This is a genomic window from Mycoplana sp. BE70, from assembly GCF_031455855.1.
Lineage (GTDB): Bacteria > Pseudomonadota > Alphaproteobacteria > Rhizobiales > Rhizobiaceae > Mycoplana.
This window is the reverse complement of sequence record NZ_JAVDTM010000013.1, coordinates 18,380-36,869: the sequence shown is the minus strand read 5'-3', so window position 1 is coordinate 36,869 and position 18,490 is coordinate 18,380. Positions and strand designations below refer to the sequence as shown.

Here is an 18,490-nt window from a genome sequence, read left to right as displayed (position 1 = left end):
GAATTTGAATTACGTCAACCGTGGGGGTAGAAGGGACGAGTTGTCCGGCGCCGCGGCATCTTCGCGAATGAGGGTCGCCGGTCAGAGCGGAGCTGTTCGTCTTCGCAGCATCACGTGCTCCGCCAACCTGGCGGCGCGCCGCACAGCGACCATTGAACGCCACTGCCGTTTGCCCGAGGGCGCGGCGCAACGGGTATAGCCATGCAGTTGTTTTCGATCCTGGCCGTCTATTTCATCATATGGTGGCTGACGTTGTTCCTTGTCCTACCCTTCGGGATGCGCACGCAGGCGGAAGAGAACGACGTGGTGCTGGGGACGACGGAAAGCGCACCGTCGAAGTTCCGCGGTGGCAAGGTCGTGTTCACTACCACGGTTGTGGCTGCGGTGATTTATGCGGTCTGGTGGGTGCTGTCGGTCGAACTGGGATATGGAATCGACGCAATTCCGCAGTTCTACCCGCGGTTCGATTGATCGCTATAGCCGTCTGCCGAAAGTGGAGCCGGTTTCGGCAGACATGCGAAAGAACCAGGACCAAAAGAGCGACAAGCGAATCTGAAAGATCGCGACGCTCTTTAGGGAACGGCGACTGTAGGCCGAAACTGGCCGCCGACGTGCGGGAAAAGTAGGGGCACAGTCCTCAGCCGAAAAGTCGCCCCATGGCCGAAGCCCCCAGAGACAGTCATCCCAGCGTCATGGAAGCCATCTAAAGCGTGTCTCCGATTGGAGAGACAAAGACATGCGAAAGCCCAACGCGGCAAACGGGTCTAAGACCGGAACGTGTCTGGAGCGGCGCATAGCGCCGTAAGAGAGCAAAAAAAAACAAGGCTAAAAGCCTTGTTCTTAAAGTGTCGCGTGATCTTTATCCGTTGCCGGTGGCAGCGTCTGCGCGCGCCAAAGATCTGATCCTCCCAAGACTTGACCGCGAAATGGCAAGGATTTGCACTCCCTGCCTCTTTTGTGGGCTGAAGCTAGCCCAAAGGTTGGGCGTTGTCATCTGGTTTTTTGCATATTTGACACACCGCGACAAAAATTTTTTCCGTTGACGGGATTGTGATGGTTCCGGTTCCTTTCCGGGCCTTTTTTGGTGTGAGGCGTCGAACCGGGCAGGCGGATTTTCGTTGTTGGTGGTTGCAACCCTGCGGAGCGTCCGGCTCGAGCGGTTGGTGGGGCCTCCGCTGTCTTGAAATTCTTGACTTGTTGATTTTGTTTCGATTTTCCTCGCCCATCGAAATCAAACGGACACTCGTGCAATGCGCGACAGACTTTCAGAGCTTCTCGTCTCCCATCGCTGGGAGCAATTTGTCATTGCAGTCATTCTCGCAAACGCGATCACGCTGGGACTGGAGACGTCCGCAGTCATTATGGCCGACTATGGGAGGCTTCTCCATCTCGTCGACCATGTGATCCTCGGCTTTTTTGTCCTGGAGATCGGCCTCCGGCTCTTCGCGTTCCGATCGTCCTTCTTCCGGGATGCGTGGAGTCTCTTCGATTTTGCCATTGTGGCAATCGCGATTTTCCCGACGTCCGGTGCATTCTCGGTTCTCCGGTCCTTGCGCATCCTGCGGGTGCTCCGGCTCATCTCCGTCATTCCTTCGCTGCGCAAAGTCGTTGGCGGATTGATCGTCTCTCTGCCGGGACTGGCCTCGATCTTCGTCTTGCTGATGCTCGTCTTTTATATTTTTGCGGTCATGGCCACCAATCTTTATGGTGCGGCCTTCCCTGAGTGGTTCGGGACCATCGGCGCTTCGTACTACACGCTGTTCCAGATCATGACGCTGGAAAGCTGGTCGATGGATATCGTGCGCCCGATGATGGAGGTCTACCCCAACTCGTGGACCTTTTTCGTGCCGTTCATCGCCTGCACGGCCTTCACGGTACTCAATCTGTTCATCGGCGTGATCGTTTCGGCGATGCAGGATCAGCATGAAACGGTGGCGGAGGCGGATCGCGCTTCGATGCATTCCGAGGCGAGCCTTCTGCTCGACGAAATCCGGGCCCTCCGCCAGGAAGTCCGGCAACTGCGGCGGGAGCGCGAGCACGAACACGCCTGAGGAAAGGGCGTGTCGGGTTTGGCGATGCTTTCGTCGCAGCCGTGCGGGTTTCCTTCCGCCAGCGAAGCGTTTATGTACGCATCAAACCAACGTCTTTTCGCCCGATTCCCCAGCTAGGCGAAACCTGTCTTTTTGGAACCCGTCATGCGCCTTTCCCGCTTCTTCATGCCCATCCTCAAGGAAAACCCCAAGGAGGCGGAAATCGTCTCGCACCGGCTGATGCTGCGCGCGGGGATGATCAAGCAGCAATCCGCAGGCATCTACACCTGGCTGCCGTTGGGAAAGCGCGTTCTCGACAAGGTCAATGCGATCATCCGCGAGGAGCAGAACCGTTCCGGCGCCATTGAACTGCTGATGCCGACCCTGCAGTCGGCCGAACTCTGGCAGGAAAGCGGGCGCTACGACGCCTATGGCAAGGAGATGCTGCGCATCAAGGACCGGCAGGACCGGCCGATGCTCTACGGCCCGACCAACGAGGAGATGATCACGGACGTGTTCCGCTCCTACGTCAAGTCCTACAAGGACCTGCCGCTGAACCTCTATCATATCCAGCTGAAGTTCCGCGACGAGATCCGTCCGCGCTTCGGCACCATGCGTTCGCGCGAGTTCCTGATGAAGGACGCCTATTCCTTCGACTTGACCCGCGAAGGCGCCGAGCACGCCTATAACCGCATGTTCGCGGCCTATCTGCGCACCTTCACGCGCCTGGGACTGCGCGCCATTCCGATGCGCGCCGATACCGGCCCGATCGGCGGTAATCTCAGCCATGAGTTCATCATCCTGGCCGACACCGGCGAATCCGAAGTGTTCTGCCACAAGGACTTCCTCGGCTTCGACATTCCGGGCGTGGACACGAACTTCGACGACGTCGCCGGTCTCAAGGCGATCTTCGACAAGTGGACCTCCCGCTACGCAGCGACTTCGGAGATGCACGACGCGGCCGAGTTCGATGCGATTCCGGAAGGCGAGCGCGTTTCCGCTAGGGGTATCGAGGTCGGACACATCTTCTACTTCGGCACGAAGTACTCCGAAGCCATGGGCGCCAAGGTGCAGGGGCCGGACGGCAAGGAACATATCGTGCATATGGGCTCCTACGGCATCGGGCCGACGCGCCTGGTGCCGGCGATCATCGAGGCTTCGCATGACGAAAACGGCATCATCTGGCCGAAGTCCGTGGCGCCCTTCGAGGTCGTCATCATCAACATGAAGGCCGGTGATGCCGCCTGCGATGCGGCCTGCGAAACGCTGTATGGCGCGCTGTTGAAGGCCGGCGTCGACGTGCTCCTGGACGACAAGGACGAGCGGGCCGGCACGAAGTTCGCCACCGCCGACCTGATCGGCGCGCCGTTCCAGGTCATCGTTGGTCCGCGTTCGGTCGCCGCTGGCGAGGTCGAACTGAAGGACCGCAAGACCGGAGCGCGCGAAACGCTCACCATCGATGCGGCAATCGCCCGACTGACGACTGGCGTTTGATCTGAAAATCGGAGCCGAACATTCCGCAAGGAGCGCTCCGATTGCAGCTGATACAGATTCCTTGCGCGTCCGGCCGGACGCGCAGCGCAAATAGAGACTGATCCGGAGGCATCATGGCGGAAGCGACGGGCGAGGGCACCGTGGGACCGGCGGAAAAAACGCCCGCGATCCGGCCGTTTTCCGGTTTCGAGCGCATGGTTGCCTGGCGCTATCTGCGCTCGCGGCGCAAGGAGGCGTTCATCTCGGTCATCGCCGGGTTCTCCTTCATCGGCATCATGCTCGGCGTCGCGACGCTGATCATCGTCATGGCGGTGATGAACGGTTTCCGCACTGAACTCATTTCCCGCATCCTTGGCATCAACGGCCACATGATCGTCCAGCCGATCGACGGGCCCTTCGACAATTACGCGGATCTGGCTGCACGGTTTTCCAAGGTGCCCGGCATCAAGCTGGCAATTCCACTGGTCGAGGGACAGACGCTGGCCTCCGGCAAGGGGGGGGCAGGAACCGGAGCGCTCGTGCGTGGCGTCCGCGCCGACGACCTGGCGAAGATGAAGGCCGTTTCCGACCATATCAAGTCGGGCGACCTCGTCGGCTTCGCCGCCGGTACCGGTCTTGCGATCGGTGCCCGCATGGCCGAACAACTCGGCATCGTCGCCGGCGATACGATCACGCTGGTCGCACCCGAAGGCGACGTGACCCCGCTGGGTGTCAATCCCCGTGTGAAGACCTATCCGGTCTCGGCGATCTTCGAGATCGGCATGTCGGAATATGATGCCTCGATCATCTACATGCCGCTCGAGGAGGCGCAGCTCTATTTCAACGCCGACGGTCTGGTGCAGTCGATCGAGCTGTTCGTCGACAATCCTGACGACGTCGACGCGCTGCGCCAGCCGATCGAGGCCGCCGCCGAGCGCCAGATCTATGTGACCGACTGGCGGCAGCGCAACCGGACGTTCTTTTCCGCGCTCGAAGTCGAACGCAATGTCATGTTCATGATCCTGACGCTGATCGTCCTGGTCGCTGCGCTCAACATCATTTCCGGGCTGATCATGCTGGTGAAGGACAAGGGGAGCGACATCGCCATTCTGCGGACGATGGGGGCAACCTCGGGCGCCATCATGCGTATCTTCTTCATGACGGGGGCGACGATCGGGACCGTCGGCACGATCGCCGGCGTCATTCTCGGCGTGGTGGTTTGTCTCAACGTCGAATCGATCCGGCAGTTCTTTTCATGGCTGTCCGGTCAGACCCTGTTCGACCCCGAGCTTTACTTCCTCAGTCAGCTGCCGGCCGACATGAACCTGGGCGAGACGGTCTCGATCGTCGTGATGGCGCTGGCGCTGTCGTTCCTGGCGACCATCTTTCCCGCCTGGCGCGCCTCGAAGCTCGATCCGGTCCAGGCCCTGCGGTACGAATAGGAAACCACGATGAACGCGCGCGTCACATTGCAGCTTTCCGGCGTGGAGCGCCATTACGGCCAGGGCGACACGCTCCTGAGCATCCTCAAGGGAGCGGATTTCGAGCTGCGCAGCGGCGAGACCGTCGCCATGGTGGCGCCGTCGGGAACGGGCAAGTCGACGCTGCTGCACGTGGCGGGCCTGCTGGAAAAACCGGATGCCGGGGATGTCGTCATCAATGGCCGCCCCTGCGCGGGTTTGAACGACGACCAGCGCACCGCCATCCGCCGCAACGATATCGGCTTCGTCTACCAGTTCCATCACCTCCTGCCGGAATTCTCCGCGCTGGAGAACATCATGATGCCGCAACTGATCGCGGGGCTTCCCAAGGCTGAGGCGCGGGAGCGGGCGAGCCAGTTGCTCGACTACATGCGGATCGGCCATCGCGCCGAGCATCGGCCGTCGGAACTGTCGGGCGGCGAACAGCAGCGCGTGGCGATCGCTCGCGCTGTGGCCAATGCCCCGCTGGTGCTGCTGGCCGACGAGCCGACCGGCAACCTTGACCCGGAAACCGCTGGCTATGTCTTCGAGGCGCTAGAAGCCCTTGTTCGTCAATCGGGCCTTGCCGCGCTGATTGCCACCCACAACCACGAACTCGCATCCCTGATGGATCGCCGCGTGACGATCGAGGATGGCAAGGTCCGCGAGTTGACCTGACGGGATCCGGGTCTCGGTAAAGATCGGGGCAGGCCCCGCAATAGCTGGCCCGTTTTCGGAGATCGGATCCGTCTATTGTGATGCGAAGCCGCAAGCCCTCTGGCCGGTCTCGTCGTTCCAATCCTCCAACGTGATCTGCGCACCCGCCGTGGTGATCGGCTTTCCGTTCGCGGTGCCCTTGCCCGTCAGGACGTTGAGGTCGCATTCCCTCGTGTTATCGTTATCGAGGGTGTCGTAGGACGAATAGGTGTAGCCGGCGACGACGAACCGGCCGCTGCGATAGGCGAGTGTCAGGCTCTGGCTCCAGCGATCCCGCCCGACCGAACTGTTCTGTGAAGTGAGTTTGATCGAACCGTTCGCCAGTGCTGCGACGGCCGGCTCCTGGCCGAACATCGTCAGGTTGCCCCAGATTTTGTTCGGGGCCGAAACCTTCAGTTCAAGCCGCGATTCGCTAGGGTTAGCGAGGTAGATAAAGACGCCGTTGTCCTCGTCGCTTCCATCGGCCGGGCGGGCGATCAGCGCCAGGTCGGTATTGCCGTCCCTGTTCCAGTCACCGGTTGCCGCCGCGACGATCCGGTCCGCGGGAAAGCCCTCGGCCGCGGCAGCGCATGGGGCCAGCATGGCAATCATGAGTGGTAGCAAGAACTTCATCAGGTCACCCCGCGTCGATCGGGCAATCAGCATAGAAAATTGTGCCGATGCGGTCCAGCTGCGACCCCAGGATGCAGAAACGCCTTCGCCGAACAAACGAGGACTTGACGCGGGAACAAAACAAGAACAAAATAGATTCATGTTGAGAAAAGGAGCCATACGATGACCGAATTCATGCGTGATGTCGCAGCTTTTGCCTCCATTACAATGTTTGTAGCGAGCCTCACGGTGCTGGCCCTCGGGTTGTAAGGGCATCCGGCGTCGGTGTCCTCTTCCAGGTCCAGCCCCGGTGCGAGCAGGGGATAAATGTCGCCCGATCGGCGTCCCGCTGGACATTCGCTGCAGGAATCCGCTTATCCTTCCGGCTTGTTGAATCGAGGTGGCGAGCATGGCGGATATAGCGGCGACGGAAGCAGGGCGCGGAGACGTGCAGTTCGTGCATCTGCGCGTGCATTCGGCCTACTCGCTGCTCGAAGGCGCGCTGCCGATCAAGAAGATCCTCGGCAAGGCCGTCAGCGACGGCCAGCCGGCGATCGCAATCACCGACACGAACAACCTGTTCGCCGCCCTCGAGTTTTCGCAGAAGGCGGTGGCGGACGGCATCCAGCCGCTGATCGGATGCCAGCTTGCAATCGACATGGAAGACGAGGGCGAGGGGGAGCGGCGCAGCCCGGCGCAGACGCTTGCCAAGCTGCCGTCCCTCGTCATTCTGGTCGCCACCGATGCCGGCTACGCGCGTTTGATGGATCTTGTCAGCCGCGCTTATCTGGAGGGCGAGGGCGGCCAGGCGATCCATATTCGGCGGTCGTGGCTCGACGAGGGCACGGAGGGACTGATTGCCCTGACCGGGGCGTCCACCGGACCGGTCGACATGGCATTTGCTGCCGGGCAGCCCGCGATGGCAGAGGACCGGCTAAGGGAACTCAAGCATCGGTTCGGCAACCGGCTCTACGTGGAACTGCAGCGCCACGCCGGCTATGACCGGCGGCACGAGCGGCGGATGATCGAATTGGCCTATGCCCATGATCTGCCTCTCGTTGCGACGAACGAGCCCTTCTTCCCGTCGCCGGACGACTATGAGGCGCATGACGCGCTGATGGCGGTGGCACACAACGCCATGGTGTCGGACGACAATCGCTTCCGGCTGTCGCCGGACCATTATCTGAAGAGCCGGGCTGCGATGGCGGAGTTGTTCGCCGATCTGCCGGAGGCGCTCCAGAATACGGTCGAGATCGCCCAGCGCTGCAACTTTGTGCTCAACACGCGCGCGCCCATCCTGCCGCGCTTCACCGGCGCCACGGCCGATCCGGAGGAAGCCGAGCGGGCCGAGGCTGCGGAACTGCGCCGCCAGGCGGTGGAGGGGTTGGAGCGGCGCATGGCCTCGCTCGGCCTTTCGTCAGGTTTCAGCGAGCAGGATTACCGCGAGCGGCTGGATTTCGAACTCGGCGTCATCGAACGCATGAAGTTCCCCGGCTACTTCCTGATCGTTGCCGACTTCATCAAGTGGGCGAAGGACCAGAACATTCCTGTTGGTCCGGGACGCGGTTCCGGCGCCGGCTCGCTGGTGGCCTATGCGCTGACGATCACCGACGTCGATCCGTTGCGCTTCTCGCTGCTGTTCGAGCGCTTCCTCAATCCGGAACGCGTCTCGATGCCGGACTTCGACATCGACTTCTGCCAGGACCGGCGCGAAGAGGTGATCCGCTACGTCCAGCGCAAGTACGGCCGCGAGCAGGTGGCGCAGATCATCACCTTCGGGTCGCTGCAGGCGCGCGCCGCATTGCGCGACGTCGGCCGCGTGCTCGAGATGCCCTATGGCCAGGTCGACAAGATCTGCAAGCTCGTGCCGAACAATCCGGCCAACCCGACGCCGCTGTCGAAGGCGATCGAGGAGGAGCCGAAGCTGCAGGAGGAGGCGGAGAACGAGCCAGTTGTCGCCCGCCTGCTCGACATCGCCCAGAAGATCGAAGGGCTCTACCGGCACGCCTCGACGCATGCCGCCGGCATCGTGATCGGCGACCGGCCGCTGTCACGGCTTGTGCCGATGTATCGCGATCCGCGTTCCGACATGCCCGTCACCCAGTTCAACATGAAGTGGGTCGAGCAGGCGGGGCTGGTGAAGTTCGACTTTCTCGGATTGAAGACGCTGACGGTGCTGAAGACGGCCGTCGACTTCGCCCGCAAGCGCGCTATCGAGATCGAGCTCGAAAGCCTGCCGCTGGACGACGAGCTGACCTACGAGATGCTCTCGCGCGGTGAAACGGTCGGCGTGTTCCAGGTGGAAAGTGCCGGCATGCGCAAGGCGCTGATCGGCATGCGGCCCGACTGCATCGAGGATATCATCGCGCTCGTCGCGCTCTACCGGCCGGGGCCGATGGAGAACATTCCGGTCTACAACGCCCGCAAGCACGGCGAAGAGGAGATCGAGTCGATCCATCCGATGATCGACCATCTCCTGAAGGAGACCCAGGGCGTCATCGTCTACCAGGAACAGGTGATGCAGATCGCCCAGGTCCTGTCCGGCTACTCGCTCGGCGAGGCCGACCTTCTGCGCCGCGCCATGGGCAAGAAGATCAAGGAGGAGATGGACAAGCAGCGCGCCCGTTTCGTTGACGGCGCGGTGAAGAACGGCGTCTCGAAGCCGCAGTCCGACCTCATCTTCGACCTCCTCGCCAAGTTCGCCAACTACGGCTTCAACAAGTCGCACGCCGCCGCCTACGCGATCGTGTCCTACCAGACCGCCTATCTGAAGGCTCACTATCCGGTCGAGTTCCTCGCCGCGTCGATGACCTACGACATGGCGAACTCGGACAAGCTGAACGATTTCCGCCAGGATGCCGGCCGCCTCGGCATCACGGTCGTGCCGCCGTCGATCCAGACCTCCTACGCCCATTTCGAGACCGGCGAGAATCGCATCTACTATGCGCTCGCCGCCATCAAGGGCGTCGGCGAGGGGGCGGTGCAGCACATTGTCGAGGTGCGCGGCGATCGGCCGTTCGAGAGTCTCGAGGATTTCTGCCTGCGGATCGACCCGAAGCAGGTCAATCGCCGGGTTTTTGAGAGCCTGATCTGCGCCGGCGCCTTTGACTGCTTCGGCCACGACCGCGCCGCAATGATCGCCGGCCTCGACCGGCTGCTCGGCTATGCCCAGCGCGCCCAGGAGAACAAGACGAGCGGCCAGAGCGACATGTTCGGGGCGGGTGCCGCGACCGGGCCGGAGGTGATCTCGTTTCCCTCCTACGCGCCGTGGCTGGCCTCGGAGAAGCTGCATCGCGAGTTCCAGGTGCTCGGCTTCTACCTGTCCGCCCACCCGCTCGACACCTACAATGCGATGCTGTCGAAGATGCGGGTGCAGAACTTCGGCGATTTCGCGGTCGCGGTGAAACAGGGCGCGACCGCGGGCCGGCTGGCGGGCACCGTGACTTCGAAGCAGGAGCGCAAGACCCGCACCGGCAACAAGATGGGCATCGTCGCGTTCTCGGACGCGTCCGGCCAGTTCGAGGCGGTGCTGTTTTCCGAAATGCTGCACCAGTATCGCGACCTGCTCGAGCCGGGCAAGTCGCTGGTGATGACGGTGCAGGCGGAGGAGCGTCCCGAGGGCATCGGCCTGCGGATCCAGACGCTGCGCTCGCTCGAGGAGGAGGCGCTGCAGCAACAGAAGGCGCTACGGGTCTATGTCCGCGATTCGGGGCCGTTGCGCTCGATCGCCGCCCATCTCAACGCCAAGGGTGACGGCCTGGTGTCCTTCATCGTCATCAAGGACGACGGCCAGCGGGAGATCGAGGTGGAACTGAGCGAGCGCTATCGTATCTCGCCGGAAATCGCTGCCGCCCTGCGCTCCGCACCCGGTGTCATCGACGTGGAGGTGGTGTGATGGCGGCATCTGCCAGGCTTGTGTGCCGAATAAGCCGACGAGCCTCTTGATCCGGCCGGAGACCTCGGCTACCGACGCATCCAGGCGGACGTGGCGAAACTGGTAGACGCAAGGGACTTAAAATCCCTCGGAGTGATCCGTACGGGTTCGACCCCCGTCGTCCGCACCAAGATCAAACTGTAGAAACAGCTGTGATGTTGCCCGGCGCGACTTGCCTCAAGGGGCGATCGAGAACTTCTGGTCTGACAGGGCAACGGCGCCGCTGAGCGCGTCGCGAAAGCGGTAGCGCAGCACGTAGTCGCCGGCCGGAGGGCCCTCGACGTTCAGCGTCAGCTTGGCGAAGACCTCTTGGTTGCGCACGAACCCGCGGAAGGTGAAGGAGCCGAAGGCCTTCTGTTCGGCGAGCGTGTCGCCCTTGTTGTTCAAGAGCTCGAGGTCGACCGTGAACTGCGCCTCCATCCGGCCACCCTCGATCGGCCGCCAACTGAGACCGACCGGCTCGACATAGGAGATCAGCGGCTCTCCGGGTTTGTAGGTGGACGTCGGCCGCGGCGCATACATGCCGTAACCCTCGGGCGGCTCGGCCACGAAGGCGGCCTTGCCGATCGTGAAGGGAAGCGTGGCGGCAAAGATACCGAACGCGTCGCGCATCGTGCCGTGGGCCCCGACCGGATCGCCAGAGGTTGCCAGTTGCTCCGCCTTTGTCGCCGCGTCGACCAGAGGGCCGGCCTGGGCCGCCGACCCCCACAATCCGGCCGCGACGGCAAGCGATATCAACACACAAGGTTTGGCTGGCATGCGGCTCCCCCGGATCGTTGTCCGCGAAGGATGCGCAGGTGCCGGCGGGCAGTCAAGAAGGTGCTTTAGCTCTTCCAGAACAACGGCGTCAGGATGACGAGCACGGTCAGCACTTCGAGGCGGCCGAGCAGCATCAGGAACGAGAGCGTGTAGAGGGCGGGATCGTTCATATTGGCGAAGTTGCCCACCGGCCCGATCGCAGGGGTGACCCCGGGGCCGACGTTGGAAAGGGCGGTGGCGGCCGCGGAGATCGCGGTCAGCGCGTCGTAGCCGAGCAGTCCCATGACGATGCTGCCGGCCGCACACAGCATGATGTAGCTGATGAAGTAGAGGAACACGTTGCGCTGGACGTCTGCGTCCACCGTCATTGAACCGTAACGCACGGCGTGAATGCCGTTCGGGTAGATCAGCCGGTTGAGGCCGGAGCGAACGAAGTTGAAGAGGATGATGATGCGGTAGGCCTTGATGCCGCCCGCGGTCGAGCCGGAACAGCCGCCCATGAACGTCGCCACGAAGGCCAGCACGACGATGAAGCTGCCCCAGGCCGTATAGTCGTCGCTGACAAAGCCGGTGGTCGAGAGAATGGAGGTTACGGTGAAGAAGGAATGCGCCATGGCCTCGTGGAACGGCACGCCGTTCTGCAGTCGCTGGTAAAGGCTGGCAGCGAGGGCAAAGAACAGCACGTAGCCGAGAAAGACGACGATCTGCGGATCCTTCAGGCTGTGCAGTCGTCCACGCACGATGAACAGGATCAGGATGGAGAAGGGAAGGCTGCAGAGCGTCATGTAGAACGACGCGGCCCAGAGAATCGGCAGGCTGTTGTAGTAGGCGAAGGAAGCGTCGCGGGTGGAAAGACCGCCGGTTGCCACCGTCGACATCGCATGGTTGATCGCGTCGAAACGGTTCATGCCCAGCACGTTGTAGGTGATCGCGCAGACAAACGTCAGAAAGACGTAGATCACCAGGAAGGCACGGATGTAGCTTGCCATGCGGGCAAACGGCTTGTCGCCGGTGTCCGTTGATTCCAGCTTGAAGAAGGACAGGCCGCCGACCCGCAGGTAGGGCATGATGAAGAGCCCGAGCGCAAGGATCCCGATGCCGCCGAGCCAGTGCAGCAGCGACCGCCACATCAATATGCCCGGTGGAGCGTTGTCGAGACCGACGATCACGGTCGAGCCCGTGGTCGTCACAGCGGAGACCGATTCGTAGAACGACGCGGCAAAGTCCATCTTGAGCGACGACATCCAAAACGGCATTGCGCCGATCAGGCAGCTGACGAGCCAAAGCAGGTTGACGACGAGAAAGCTCATCTTCTTGCTGAACGGTGGAGGGCCGGCTCGCGTGGCGGCAACCGTGATGAGGCAGAGCCCGCCCATCGCGAAGCCGCAGATCGCAAAGACCTTCCAGTCGGGGTGCCCGTAATAGAGGTCGACCACCAGGGGCACGAGCATCGCAAGCGACAGGTAGAGCCCGCAGGTGGCAGCGATGTTGATGGCGGAGCGGTAGATCGTGGCGTTCAAGGGGGCGTCTCGTTTTTGCTGGCACGATCCGCTGTCAAACGGCGGGTGGCCTCCGCGGCTGCGATATGCAATAGCGGGAGCAATAGGCAAACTCAAGAACAGCAGCAAGGCCATGAAACAGGATGTGGATCGCGCAACCCTAGCCGTGCGCACACTTTTTCCCGAAACGCCGCTTCAGTTGAACGAGCATTTGAGTGTGCGTTACGACGCGCGCATCTTTCTGAAGCGCGAGGATCTTACGCCGGTCAGGTCCTACAAGATCCGCGGCGCCTTCAATTTCTTCCGCAAGATCCTTGCAGACGGAAAGAAGGCGGCGTCGTTCGTCTGCGCTTCGGCGGGCAACCATGCCCAGGGTTTTGCCTTCGTATGCCGACATTTCGGCGTGCAGGGTGTCGTCTTCATGCCGGTGACTACGCCGCAGCAGAAGATCGACAAGACGCGGATATTCGGTGGCGACTTCGTGCAGATTCGCCTCGTCGGCGACATCTTCGATCAGTGCTATCAGGCCGCGCAGGAGCATGCGCGCGATAGCGGCGCGGTGATGGTGCCGCCCTTCGATCATCCAGACATCATCGAGGGGCAGGCGACCGTCGCCGCCGAGATTTTGGCGCAACTGGGCGATGACCGGCCGGATCTCGTGGTCCTGCCCGTCGGTGGTGGCGGGCTGGCGGCGGGCGTCACCGGGTACATGGGCGATCATGTCGCCCCGGAGGGCTTCCTCTTCTGTGAGCCGGAAGGAGCGCCGAGCCTGCGCCGAAGCCTGGAAGCGGGCGGGGTGGTCACGCTCGATCAGGTCGACAACTTCGTCGACGGCGCCGCGGTCGGGCGAATCGGCGATCTGAATTTCGCTGCGCTCAAAAAATTCAAGCCGGAACAGGCGATGTTGCTGTCGGAGAACGCGATCTGTGTGACGATCATCGACATGCTCAACGTGGAAGGCGTGGTGCTGGAGCCGGCCGGCGCGCTCTCGATCACTGCCCTGGAAGCGCTTGGCCGGGAGAGACTTCAAGGCAAGACGGTTGTCGCCGTCGTCTCCGGCGGCAATTTCGATTTCGAGCGGCTGCCGGACGTCAAGGAACGGGCGATGCGGCATCGCGGCCTGAAGAAGTACTTCATCCTGCGCATGGCGCAGCGTCCCGGGGCGTTGCGCGATTTTCTCAATCTGCTCGGTCCCGAGGACGACATCTCCCGCTTCGAATATCTGAAGAAGTCGGCGCGGAATTTCGGCTCGATCCTGATCGGCATCGAGACGAAGTCGCCCGACAATTTTGCAGTTCTCAAGCAGGCGTTCGATCGCGCGGGCCTGCGATATCAGGATATTACCGAGAACGAGATTCTGGCGAACCTGATCATCTGATCGCCCTATGGTCGTTGACAGCGGGGCACGCTGTGCTACCACTCCGCCATGGCATCATTTCTTTCAAAGCTCTTCGGCCGGTCCGGCAACACCGAGGCACCCACGGTAACGCCGGAGGAAAAAGAGATCTACAAGGATCTTGTCCTCGTCGCGACGCCGATGGCGGAGGGCTCGCAGTTCCGGCTAGCGGGCCGGATTGAGAAGCAGGATGGCGACGTCCTCCTCGTTCGGACCTTTATTCGCGCCGACATGTTTACAAGCCGCGACGACACGGTGGCTGCAGCCTTCCGCAAGGCCCGCCAGATCGCCGACCAGAACGGCACGTCGCTTTTCGCCGACGGGGCGCAGTCACGCGCGGTCTGAGGCTGTCGCCGTCTCCGGCAGGTTGCGATGACAATTCTACAAGCCGACCGATTCTAGCCTGAAGCAGATCGCCATCCGGACGGCCGCGCTTCTGGCACAGCGAGCGGTGTTCAGACGCCGACATTCGGGCGGTCAATAATCTCGCGGAGCGCGAAGCTCGAATTGATCTTGACCACGTGCGGCAAGGCGGAAAGCCAGTCGCGATGAATGCGCTCGTAGTCGGCCAGGTCTTTGGCCGCGACGCGCAGGATATAGTCGTATTCCCCGGACATGAGATAGCAGACGAGGACGTTCGGGCAGAGTTTTACGGCCGCCTCGAACTCGGCAAGTGTCTTGGCGAATTGTCCCGAGAGCGAAATATGCACGATGGCGATCATCGTGTAGTCGAGCGCCTTCTGCGACAGGTGGGCATGATAGCCGCTGATGACGCCGGATTTCTCCAGAATGTCGAGACGGCGCGAGCAGGCGGACGGCGAGAGCCCGACACGGTCGGCAAGCTCGGCATTCGAGATGCGCCCGTAGTGCTGGAGAATCCGCAACATCGCAGTATCTATTGTGTCGAGTGCACTCAACGCCATTTCCTTCGAGAGAAGACTGAGCGGGCACAAGCATATTCGAAAAAGCCGATCCATTCCAAGTTTCTTCGCAAGGACATTGCGCGGGAGTTCTGCTCCAATCTTCAGATCCGCAGGGAGTGGCGGCTTATCAAGATTGGCACACGAATGGAGAGAGGAACGCAAGAATGCGTGTCGGATGCCCGAAGGAAATCAAGAACCATGAATATCGTGTCGGCCTGACGCCGGGTGCGGTGCGCGAATACGTGGCACACGGACACGAGGTGTTGGTCGAAACCAAAGCCGGTGCCGGGATTGGTGCCGATGACGACGCCTACCGTGCCGCCGGCGCCCGGATCGTGACGACAGCGAAGGAGATCTTCGAAAAGGCCGACATGGTCGTCAAGGTGAAGGAGCCGCAGCCCGGCGAATGGGCCCAACTCCGCGAAGGCCAGATCCTCTATACCTATCTCCATCTCGCGCCCGATCCGGAACAGGCCGCGGGGTTGCTCAAGTCCGGTGTCACGGCGGTCGCCTATGAGACCGTGACGGACGATCGCGGCGGTCTGCCGCTGCTGGCACCGATGTCCGAGGTGGCGGGACGGCTATCGATCCAGGCCGGCGCAACAGCCCTGCAGAAGGCAAATGGCGGGCGGGGAATTCTCCTTGGCGGTGTGCCCGGTGTCGAACCGGCACGGGTTGCGGTGATCGGTGGCGGCGTCGTCGGCTTGCATGCGGCCAGGATGGCGGCGGGTCTTGGGGCGGATGTCACCATTCTCGACCGGTCGATCCCGCGTCTGCGCCAGCTCGACGATATCTTCAACGGCCGCGTCCATACGCGCTATTCGACGATCGACGCGCTCGAGGAAGAGGTTTTCGCCGCCGATCTCGTGATCGGTGCGGTGCTGATACCCGGTGCGGCGGCGCCCAAGCTCGTCACCCGCGAAATGCTGTCGGCGATGAAGAAGGGCTCGGTGATTGTCGACGTAGCCATCGACCAGGGCGGCTGCTTCGAGACCTCTCATCCCACGACCCACTCCGATCCGACCTTCGAGGTCGACGGTGTCATCCACTATTGCGTGGCCAACATGCCCGGCGCGGTGCCGATCACCTCGGCCCAGGCGCTCAACAACGCGACCCTCCAATATGGTCTGCAACTGGCCGACAAAGGGTTGAAGGCGCTCGCCGAGGACCGGCATTTGCGCGCCGGCCTCAATGTTCACCGCGGCCGCATTGCCAACACTGCGGTGGCCGAAGCGCTCGGCTACGAGATGGTCTCCCCGGAGGCGGTCCTGAACGTGGCATAGCCTTGCGGTTGTGGATCCACGAGGGCCTGGAGCAATCCAGGCCCGAACGGCGCCGCCCCTACGCTGGCTCGATCCTGCATTGGTAGCAGTTGTTGCGGGCCGAGCGGATATGAACATAGGCGATGTCCGACCGGGCCAGCAGCGTCTCCGCGTAGGCCGGAATTTCCTCCGTCGGCGTCACTGCGCCGGTGCCGTAGACGATCCGGTCGTGCCCATCGTAGCCGCGCACGATGTAGTCCCGGCTGTCAAGCATCGATGGTACCCCGACGCCCGAAAACGCCGAGCAAGGTTCGGCATGGAGGAAGATCGGCCCGGTTTCCGCATAGGGCTGCAACTCCGGGAAGGGCCTGTGGGCAAGAACGAGATAGGGCTCTCCGGCGCGCACCCCTTCGAGGCAATGGCGGCATGGCACACCGTCCCCGTCTGAGATCCGGCGCTCCGGGCGCATGCCGTAGGAGTCGGTGCCGCCATTCCACAGCGCGGCGGCGGTGTCGGTCGGGATGGGATGAAAACGGATGGCCATAAGTGTTCTCCGGCTGTCGATCGGATCACCATGGTCCTAGTTCATGGCCGGCGACACCCGTTTCTTGCCGCTTCCGCTACGCGCCGCGGCATCAGAGCGGTTTGACGAAAAGCAGGTCGCATTGCCGGAGCAGGTTGATCGGACCGGTGTCGGGATCGGCAAGGGCGAGGTCGATGATCGTCCGGGTTATGTTAAGATAGTAGGCTTCGTTCCGCCTTGCCGCGCGAATGATGGCGATATTCGCCTCCAGTTGCCGCGTTGCCGCGTCCCGCACGGAGCGGTTCGGTAGCCATTGCCCGATCCTCAACAGGCGGTTTTTGCGCGTGACGTGGCGCACCCGATCCTGCCGGGCAAGGGCGAGGCGCGCTGCGGCGGCAAATACGAGGTCACGTCCGTACTGGTTCCAGGTTTGGCGGAGTTGCGGCGAACAGGAGCGCAGGTAGGCTCGCATAAGAATGCGCCGCTTCTGCACGCGCCGGCAGAAGGGGCGCAGCAAGGTCGCGGCGAGCTCGATACCCGACAGGTCATAGGCAAGCAGTTCGTAGTCGATCAGGCCAACGGATTGGTCGTCGTTCTGGATGATGTTCTTGCCGAAGAGGTCGCCGTGGGTCAGTTGCGTGGCAGGCAGTCCGCGCAACCGGTCCATGCTCTCCCTGATCCAGGTTCTTTGCTTGTCGGTCAGTTGCGTTTCGCCGGCGATATAGGCCTCATGCGGCAGCTTCGGTCGCTTTCGCTCAAAGAGCGCGCGCCGGGGCGGTCCCTCGAGCGAATTCAGCTTCGCCATCGTTTGCCCCAGAGAGACGAGGCCGTCGCGATTCGCCTTGCCGGACAGGTGGCGTCCCGGCAGATAGGACAGAGCGATCCAATGGCCGTGGCGCAGATATTCTCCGAAAGACGATGTCCGCGCGCAGATGGATTGAACGGCGATTCCGGCGCTATCGAGTCTTTGGATCGTCTGTTCGAAATGCTCCATCGTCCGCTTCGTGCGGAACCGGTAGAGGACGTATTGCTGCTGGTTCAGCTCGACAATGCGCTTCTGCATGTTGAAACGCCATTTCGAATGCAGGACGTCGGCTTGCCCGGCGAGCAATTCGCTTATGCTGGGATGGCGGTTGATCATGCGAAGCGATGCGTCCTGATGTCGTGCGCTCCAGTGCGGGGGTGCCTTGACCCGGAGCCTGTGGTCGGGTTCGTATATGACCTAAACGCGCGGCCGTTTCCAGTCGCGGCAAGGCCGCATCCCGCCTTTCGTTCGCGGCGCGGCAGTATGAAGCAAGGTGCGGGCGTTTGATCGACCTGGGACTTCGCGGGGAGACTCGCGACCGCGTGTGATTAGCTGCGGCGGGCAAGCTCCAGCAGTTCGGCATCGGACAGCGGCAGGATTGTCGCCTCGCGCGTGCTGACGGGGGAAAAGCCGAACATCTGGTAGAGCTGCAGCGCGCGGGGATGATCGAGGTTGTTCGTGGTAACGCTGAGCGACGTCGGATCGGTCGACCAGGCCGCATAGAGTGTCTGGAGCAGGAACCACTTGCCGAGCCCGAGCCCGAGTGCGTGCTCGAACAGACCGAAATGCACGAGCTCCGTCCTCTCGGCGTTGCGCTGGAACAGCTCGAAGAAACCGGCTGGCGCGCCCTCGACATAGAGCACCGTCACATTGGTGCGGCGGTCGTTGAGAATTTCAGCAAGGACTTCGTCGTCCATCCTCAACCGCTCCACCCAGTGCCAGCGGCGGCCGACCTGGGTGTAGAGGAAGCGATAGAACGCCGTCGGGACTCCGGGCACGCGCATGATGGCGGTCTGGATATTGACCGGCACCGGCAGGCTTTGCTTCGGCGGTGCGCTCATGCGCAGTTCGGTGATGTGGACCGGGATCGGTGCCGGCTGGTTGCGGGATGCCATGGC

The 18,490-nt window shown here is 62.3% G+C and carries 16 protein-coding genes and 1 tRNA gene; 10 read left to right on the top strand and 7 right to left on the bottom strand.

Annotated elements, in window-relative coordinates; translation table 11 throughout:
- Window positions 1-201 precede the first annotated feature (201 nt).
- The 5 genes from J2Y48_RS21085 (at window position 202) to J2Y48_RS21065 (ending at window position 5,641) form a co-directional block, all read left to right on the top strand.
- On the top strand, window positions 202-471 hold the full coding sequence (locus tag J2Y48_RS21085) for a DUF1467 family protein (RefSeq protein WP_310422085.1): 270 nt from the start codon (window positions 202-204) through the stop codon (window positions 469-471).
- A 779-nt stretch (window positions 472-1,250) separates the two neighbouring features.
- Window positions 1,251-2,051, top strand: a complete 801-nt coding sequence (locus tag J2Y48_RS21080; protein WP_310422082.1) for an ion transporter — start codon at window positions 1,251-1,253, stop codon at window positions 2,049-2,051.
- Between the two features lie 144 nt (window positions 2,052-2,195).
- Window positions 2,196-3,524, top strand: a complete 1,329-nt coding sequence (gene proS, locus J2Y48_RS21075) for a proline--tRNA ligase (RefSeq protein WP_310422079.1) — start codon at window positions 2,196-2,198, stop codon at window positions 3,522-3,524.
- Between the two features lie 113 nt (window positions 3,525-3,637).
- On the top strand, window positions 3,638-4,945 hold the full coding sequence (locus J2Y48_RS21070; RefSeq protein WP_310422076.1) for a lipoprotein-releasing ABC transporter permease subunit: 1,308 nt from the start codon (window positions 3,638-3,640) through the stop codon (window positions 4,943-4,945).
- A 9-nt stretch (window positions 4,946-4,954) separates the two neighbouring features.
- On the top strand, window positions 4,955-5,641 hold the full coding sequence (locus J2Y48_RS21065; RefSeq protein ID WP_310422073.1) for an ABC transporter ATP-binding protein: 687 nt from the start codon (window positions 4,955-4,957) through the stop codon (window positions 5,639-5,641).
- A gap of 72 nt (window positions 5,642-5,713) precedes the next feature.
- On the opposite strand, the gene J2Y48_RS21060 is transcribed toward J2Y48_RS21065, so the two are convergent.
- The gene (locus J2Y48_RS21060; RefSeq protein WP_310422070.1) at window positions 5,714-6,292 is read right to left on the bottom strand and encodes a hypothetical protein; all 579 of its coding nucleotides are present in this window, start codon (window positions 6,290-6,292) and stop codon (window positions 5,714-5,716) included.
- A 388-nt stretch (window positions 6,293-6,680) separates the two neighbouring features.
- On the opposite strand from J2Y48_RS21060, the gene dnaE reads away from it, so the two are divergent.
- Window positions 6,681-10,166, top strand: coding sequence for a DNA polymerase III subunit alpha (gene dnaE / locus J2Y48_RS21055; protein ID WP_310422067.1), 3,486 nt, complete (start codon window positions 6,681-6,683; stop codon window positions 10,164-10,166).
- An 84-nt stretch (window positions 10,167-10,250) separates the two neighbouring features.
- Window positions 10,251-10,335, top strand: a tRNA-Leu gene (locus J2Y48_RS21050).
- A 47-nt stretch (window positions 10,336-10,382) separates the two neighbouring features.
- On the opposite strand, the gene J2Y48_RS21045 is transcribed toward J2Y48_RS21050, so the two are convergent.
- Both J2Y48_RS21045 and J2Y48_RS21040 read right to left on the bottom strand, forming a co-directional pair.
- Window positions 10,383-10,964, bottom strand: a complete 582-nt coding sequence (locus J2Y48_RS21045) for a hypothetical protein (RefSeq protein ID WP_310422064.1) — start codon at window positions 10,962-10,964, stop codon at window positions 10,383-10,385.
- 65 nt (window positions 10,965-11,029) lie between these two features.
- Window positions 11,030-12,484: a TrkH family potassium uptake protein gene (locus J2Y48_RS21040; protein WP_310422061.1), complete on the bottom strand. Its 1,455-nt coding sequence runs from the start codon at window positions 12,482-12,484 to the stop codon at window positions 11,030-11,032.
- Window positions 12,485-12,596: 112 nt separating this feature from the next.
- Here J2Y48_RS21040 and ilvA point away from each other — a divergent pair, with 112 nt between their 5' ends.
- Together ilvA and J2Y48_RS21030 are read left to right on the top strand one after the other, a co-directional pair.
- Window positions 12,597-13,841 carry a threonine ammonia-lyase gene (ilvA, locus tag J2Y48_RS21035; protein WP_310422058.1) on the top strand — a complete coding sequence of 415 codons (1,245 nt, stop codon included), beginning with the start codon at window positions 12,597-12,599 and terminating at the stop codon, window positions 13,839-13,841.
- Window positions 13,842-13,889: 48 nt separating this feature from the next.
- The gene (locus J2Y48_RS21030) at window positions 13,890-14,204 is read left to right on the top strand and encodes an HlyU family transcriptional regulator (RefSeq protein ID WP_310422055.1); all 315 of its coding nucleotides are present in this window, start codon (window positions 13,890-13,892) and stop codon (window positions 14,202-14,204) included.
- A gap of 110 nt (window positions 14,205-14,314) precedes the next feature.
- On the opposite strand, the gene J2Y48_RS21025 is transcribed toward J2Y48_RS21030, so the two are convergent.
- Complete coding sequence (locus J2Y48_RS21025) at window positions 14,315-14,776, bottom strand: Lrp/AsnC family transcriptional regulator (RefSeq protein ID WP_310422052.1); 462 nt, start codon at window positions 14,774-14,776, stop codon at window positions 14,315-14,317.
- Between the two features lie 170 nt (window positions 14,777-14,946).
- Between J2Y48_RS21025 and ald the strand changes: the two genes are divergently transcribed.
- Window positions 14,947-16,065, top strand: a complete 1,119-nt coding sequence (gene ald, locus J2Y48_RS21020; RefSeq protein ID WP_310422050.1) for an alanine dehydrogenase — start codon at window positions 14,947-14,949, stop codon at window positions 16,063-16,065.
- A 58-nt stretch (window positions 16,066-16,123) separates the two neighbouring features.
- Here ald and J2Y48_RS21015 read toward each other — a convergent pair whose 3' ends face one another.
- The 3 genes from J2Y48_RS21015 to J2Y48_RS21005 form a co-directional block, all read right to left on the bottom strand.
- On the bottom strand, window positions 16,124-16,588 hold the full coding sequence (locus J2Y48_RS21015) for a DUF1203 domain-containing protein (protein ID WP_310422047.1): 465 nt from the start codon (window positions 16,586-16,588) through the stop codon (window positions 16,124-16,126).
- A 91-nt stretch (window positions 16,589-16,679) separates the two neighbouring features.
- Entirely contained in the window at window positions 16,680-17,630 is a 951-nt protein-coding gene (locus tag J2Y48_RS21010) for a phosphotransferase (protein ID WP_310422044.1), read from the bottom strand.
- Window positions 17,631-17,920: 290 nt separating this feature from the next.
- Window positions 17,921-18,487, bottom strand: coding sequence for a GNAT family N-acetyltransferase (locus tag J2Y48_RS21005; protein ID WP_310422041.1), 567 nt, complete (start codon window positions 18,485-18,487; stop codon window positions 17,921-17,923).
- Between the last annotated feature and the right edge of the window lie 3 nt (window positions 18,488-18,490).

What these genes read in the sequence shown, in the direction of transcription:
- J2Y48_RS21085 (WP_310422085.1), top strand. Translation starts at nt 202, where the DNA reads ATGCAGTTGTTTTCGATCCTGGCCGTCTATTTCATCATATGGTGGCTG.
- J2Y48_RS21080 (WP_310422082.1), top strand. Translation starts at nt 1,251, where the DNA reads ATGCGCGACAGACTTTCAGAGCTTCTCGTCTCCCATCGCTGGGAGCAA.
- proS (WP_310422079.1), top strand. Translation starts at nt 2,196, where the DNA reads ATGCGCCTTTCCCGCTTCTTCATGCCCATCCTCAAGGAAAACCCCAAG.
- J2Y48_RS21070 (WP_310422076.1), top strand. Translation starts at nt 3,638, where the DNA reads ATGGCGGAAGCGACGGGCGAGGGCACCGTGGGACCGGCGGAAAAAACG.
- J2Y48_RS21065 (WP_310422073.1), top strand. Translation starts at nt 4,955, where the DNA reads ATGAACGCGCGCGTCACATTGCAGCTTTCCGGCGTGGAGCGCCATTAC.
- J2Y48_RS21060 (WP_310422070.1), bottom strand. Translation starts at nt 6,292, where the DNA reads ATGAAGTTCTTGCTACCACTCATGATTGCCATGCTGGCCCCATGCGCT.
- dnaE (WP_310422067.1), top strand. Translation starts at nt 6,681, where the DNA reads ATGGCGGATATAGCGGCGACGGAAGCAGGGCGCGGAGACGTGCAGTTC.
- J2Y48_RS21045 (WP_310422064.1), bottom strand. Translation starts at nt 10,964, where the DNA reads ATGCCAGCCAAACCTTGTGTGTTGATATCGCTTGCCGTCGCGGCCGGA.
- ilvA (WP_310422058.1), top strand. Translation starts at nt 12,597, where the DNA reads ATGAAACAGGATGTGGATCGCGCAACCCTAGCCGTGCGCACACTTTTT.
- J2Y48_RS21030 (WP_310422055.1), top strand. Translation starts at nt 13,890, where the DNA reads ATGGCATCATTTCTTTCAAAGCTCTTCGGCCGGTCCGGCAACACCGAG.
- ald (WP_310422050.1), top strand. Translation starts at nt 14,947, where the DNA reads ATGCGTGTCGGATGCCCGAAGGAAATCAAGAACCATGAATATCGTGTC.
- J2Y48_RS21015 (WP_310422047.1), bottom strand. Translation starts at nt 16,588, where the DNA reads ATGGCCATCCGTTTTCATCCCATCCCGACCGACACCGCCGCCGCGCTG.
- J2Y48_RS21010 (WP_310422044.1), bottom strand. Translation starts at nt 17,630, where the DNA reads ATGCAGAAGCGCATTGTCGAGCTGAACCAGCAGCAATACGTCCTCTAC.
- J2Y48_RS21005 (WP_310422041.1), bottom strand. Translation starts at nt 18,487, where the DNA reads ATGGCATCCCGCAACCAGCCGGCACCGATCCCGGTCCACATCACCGAA.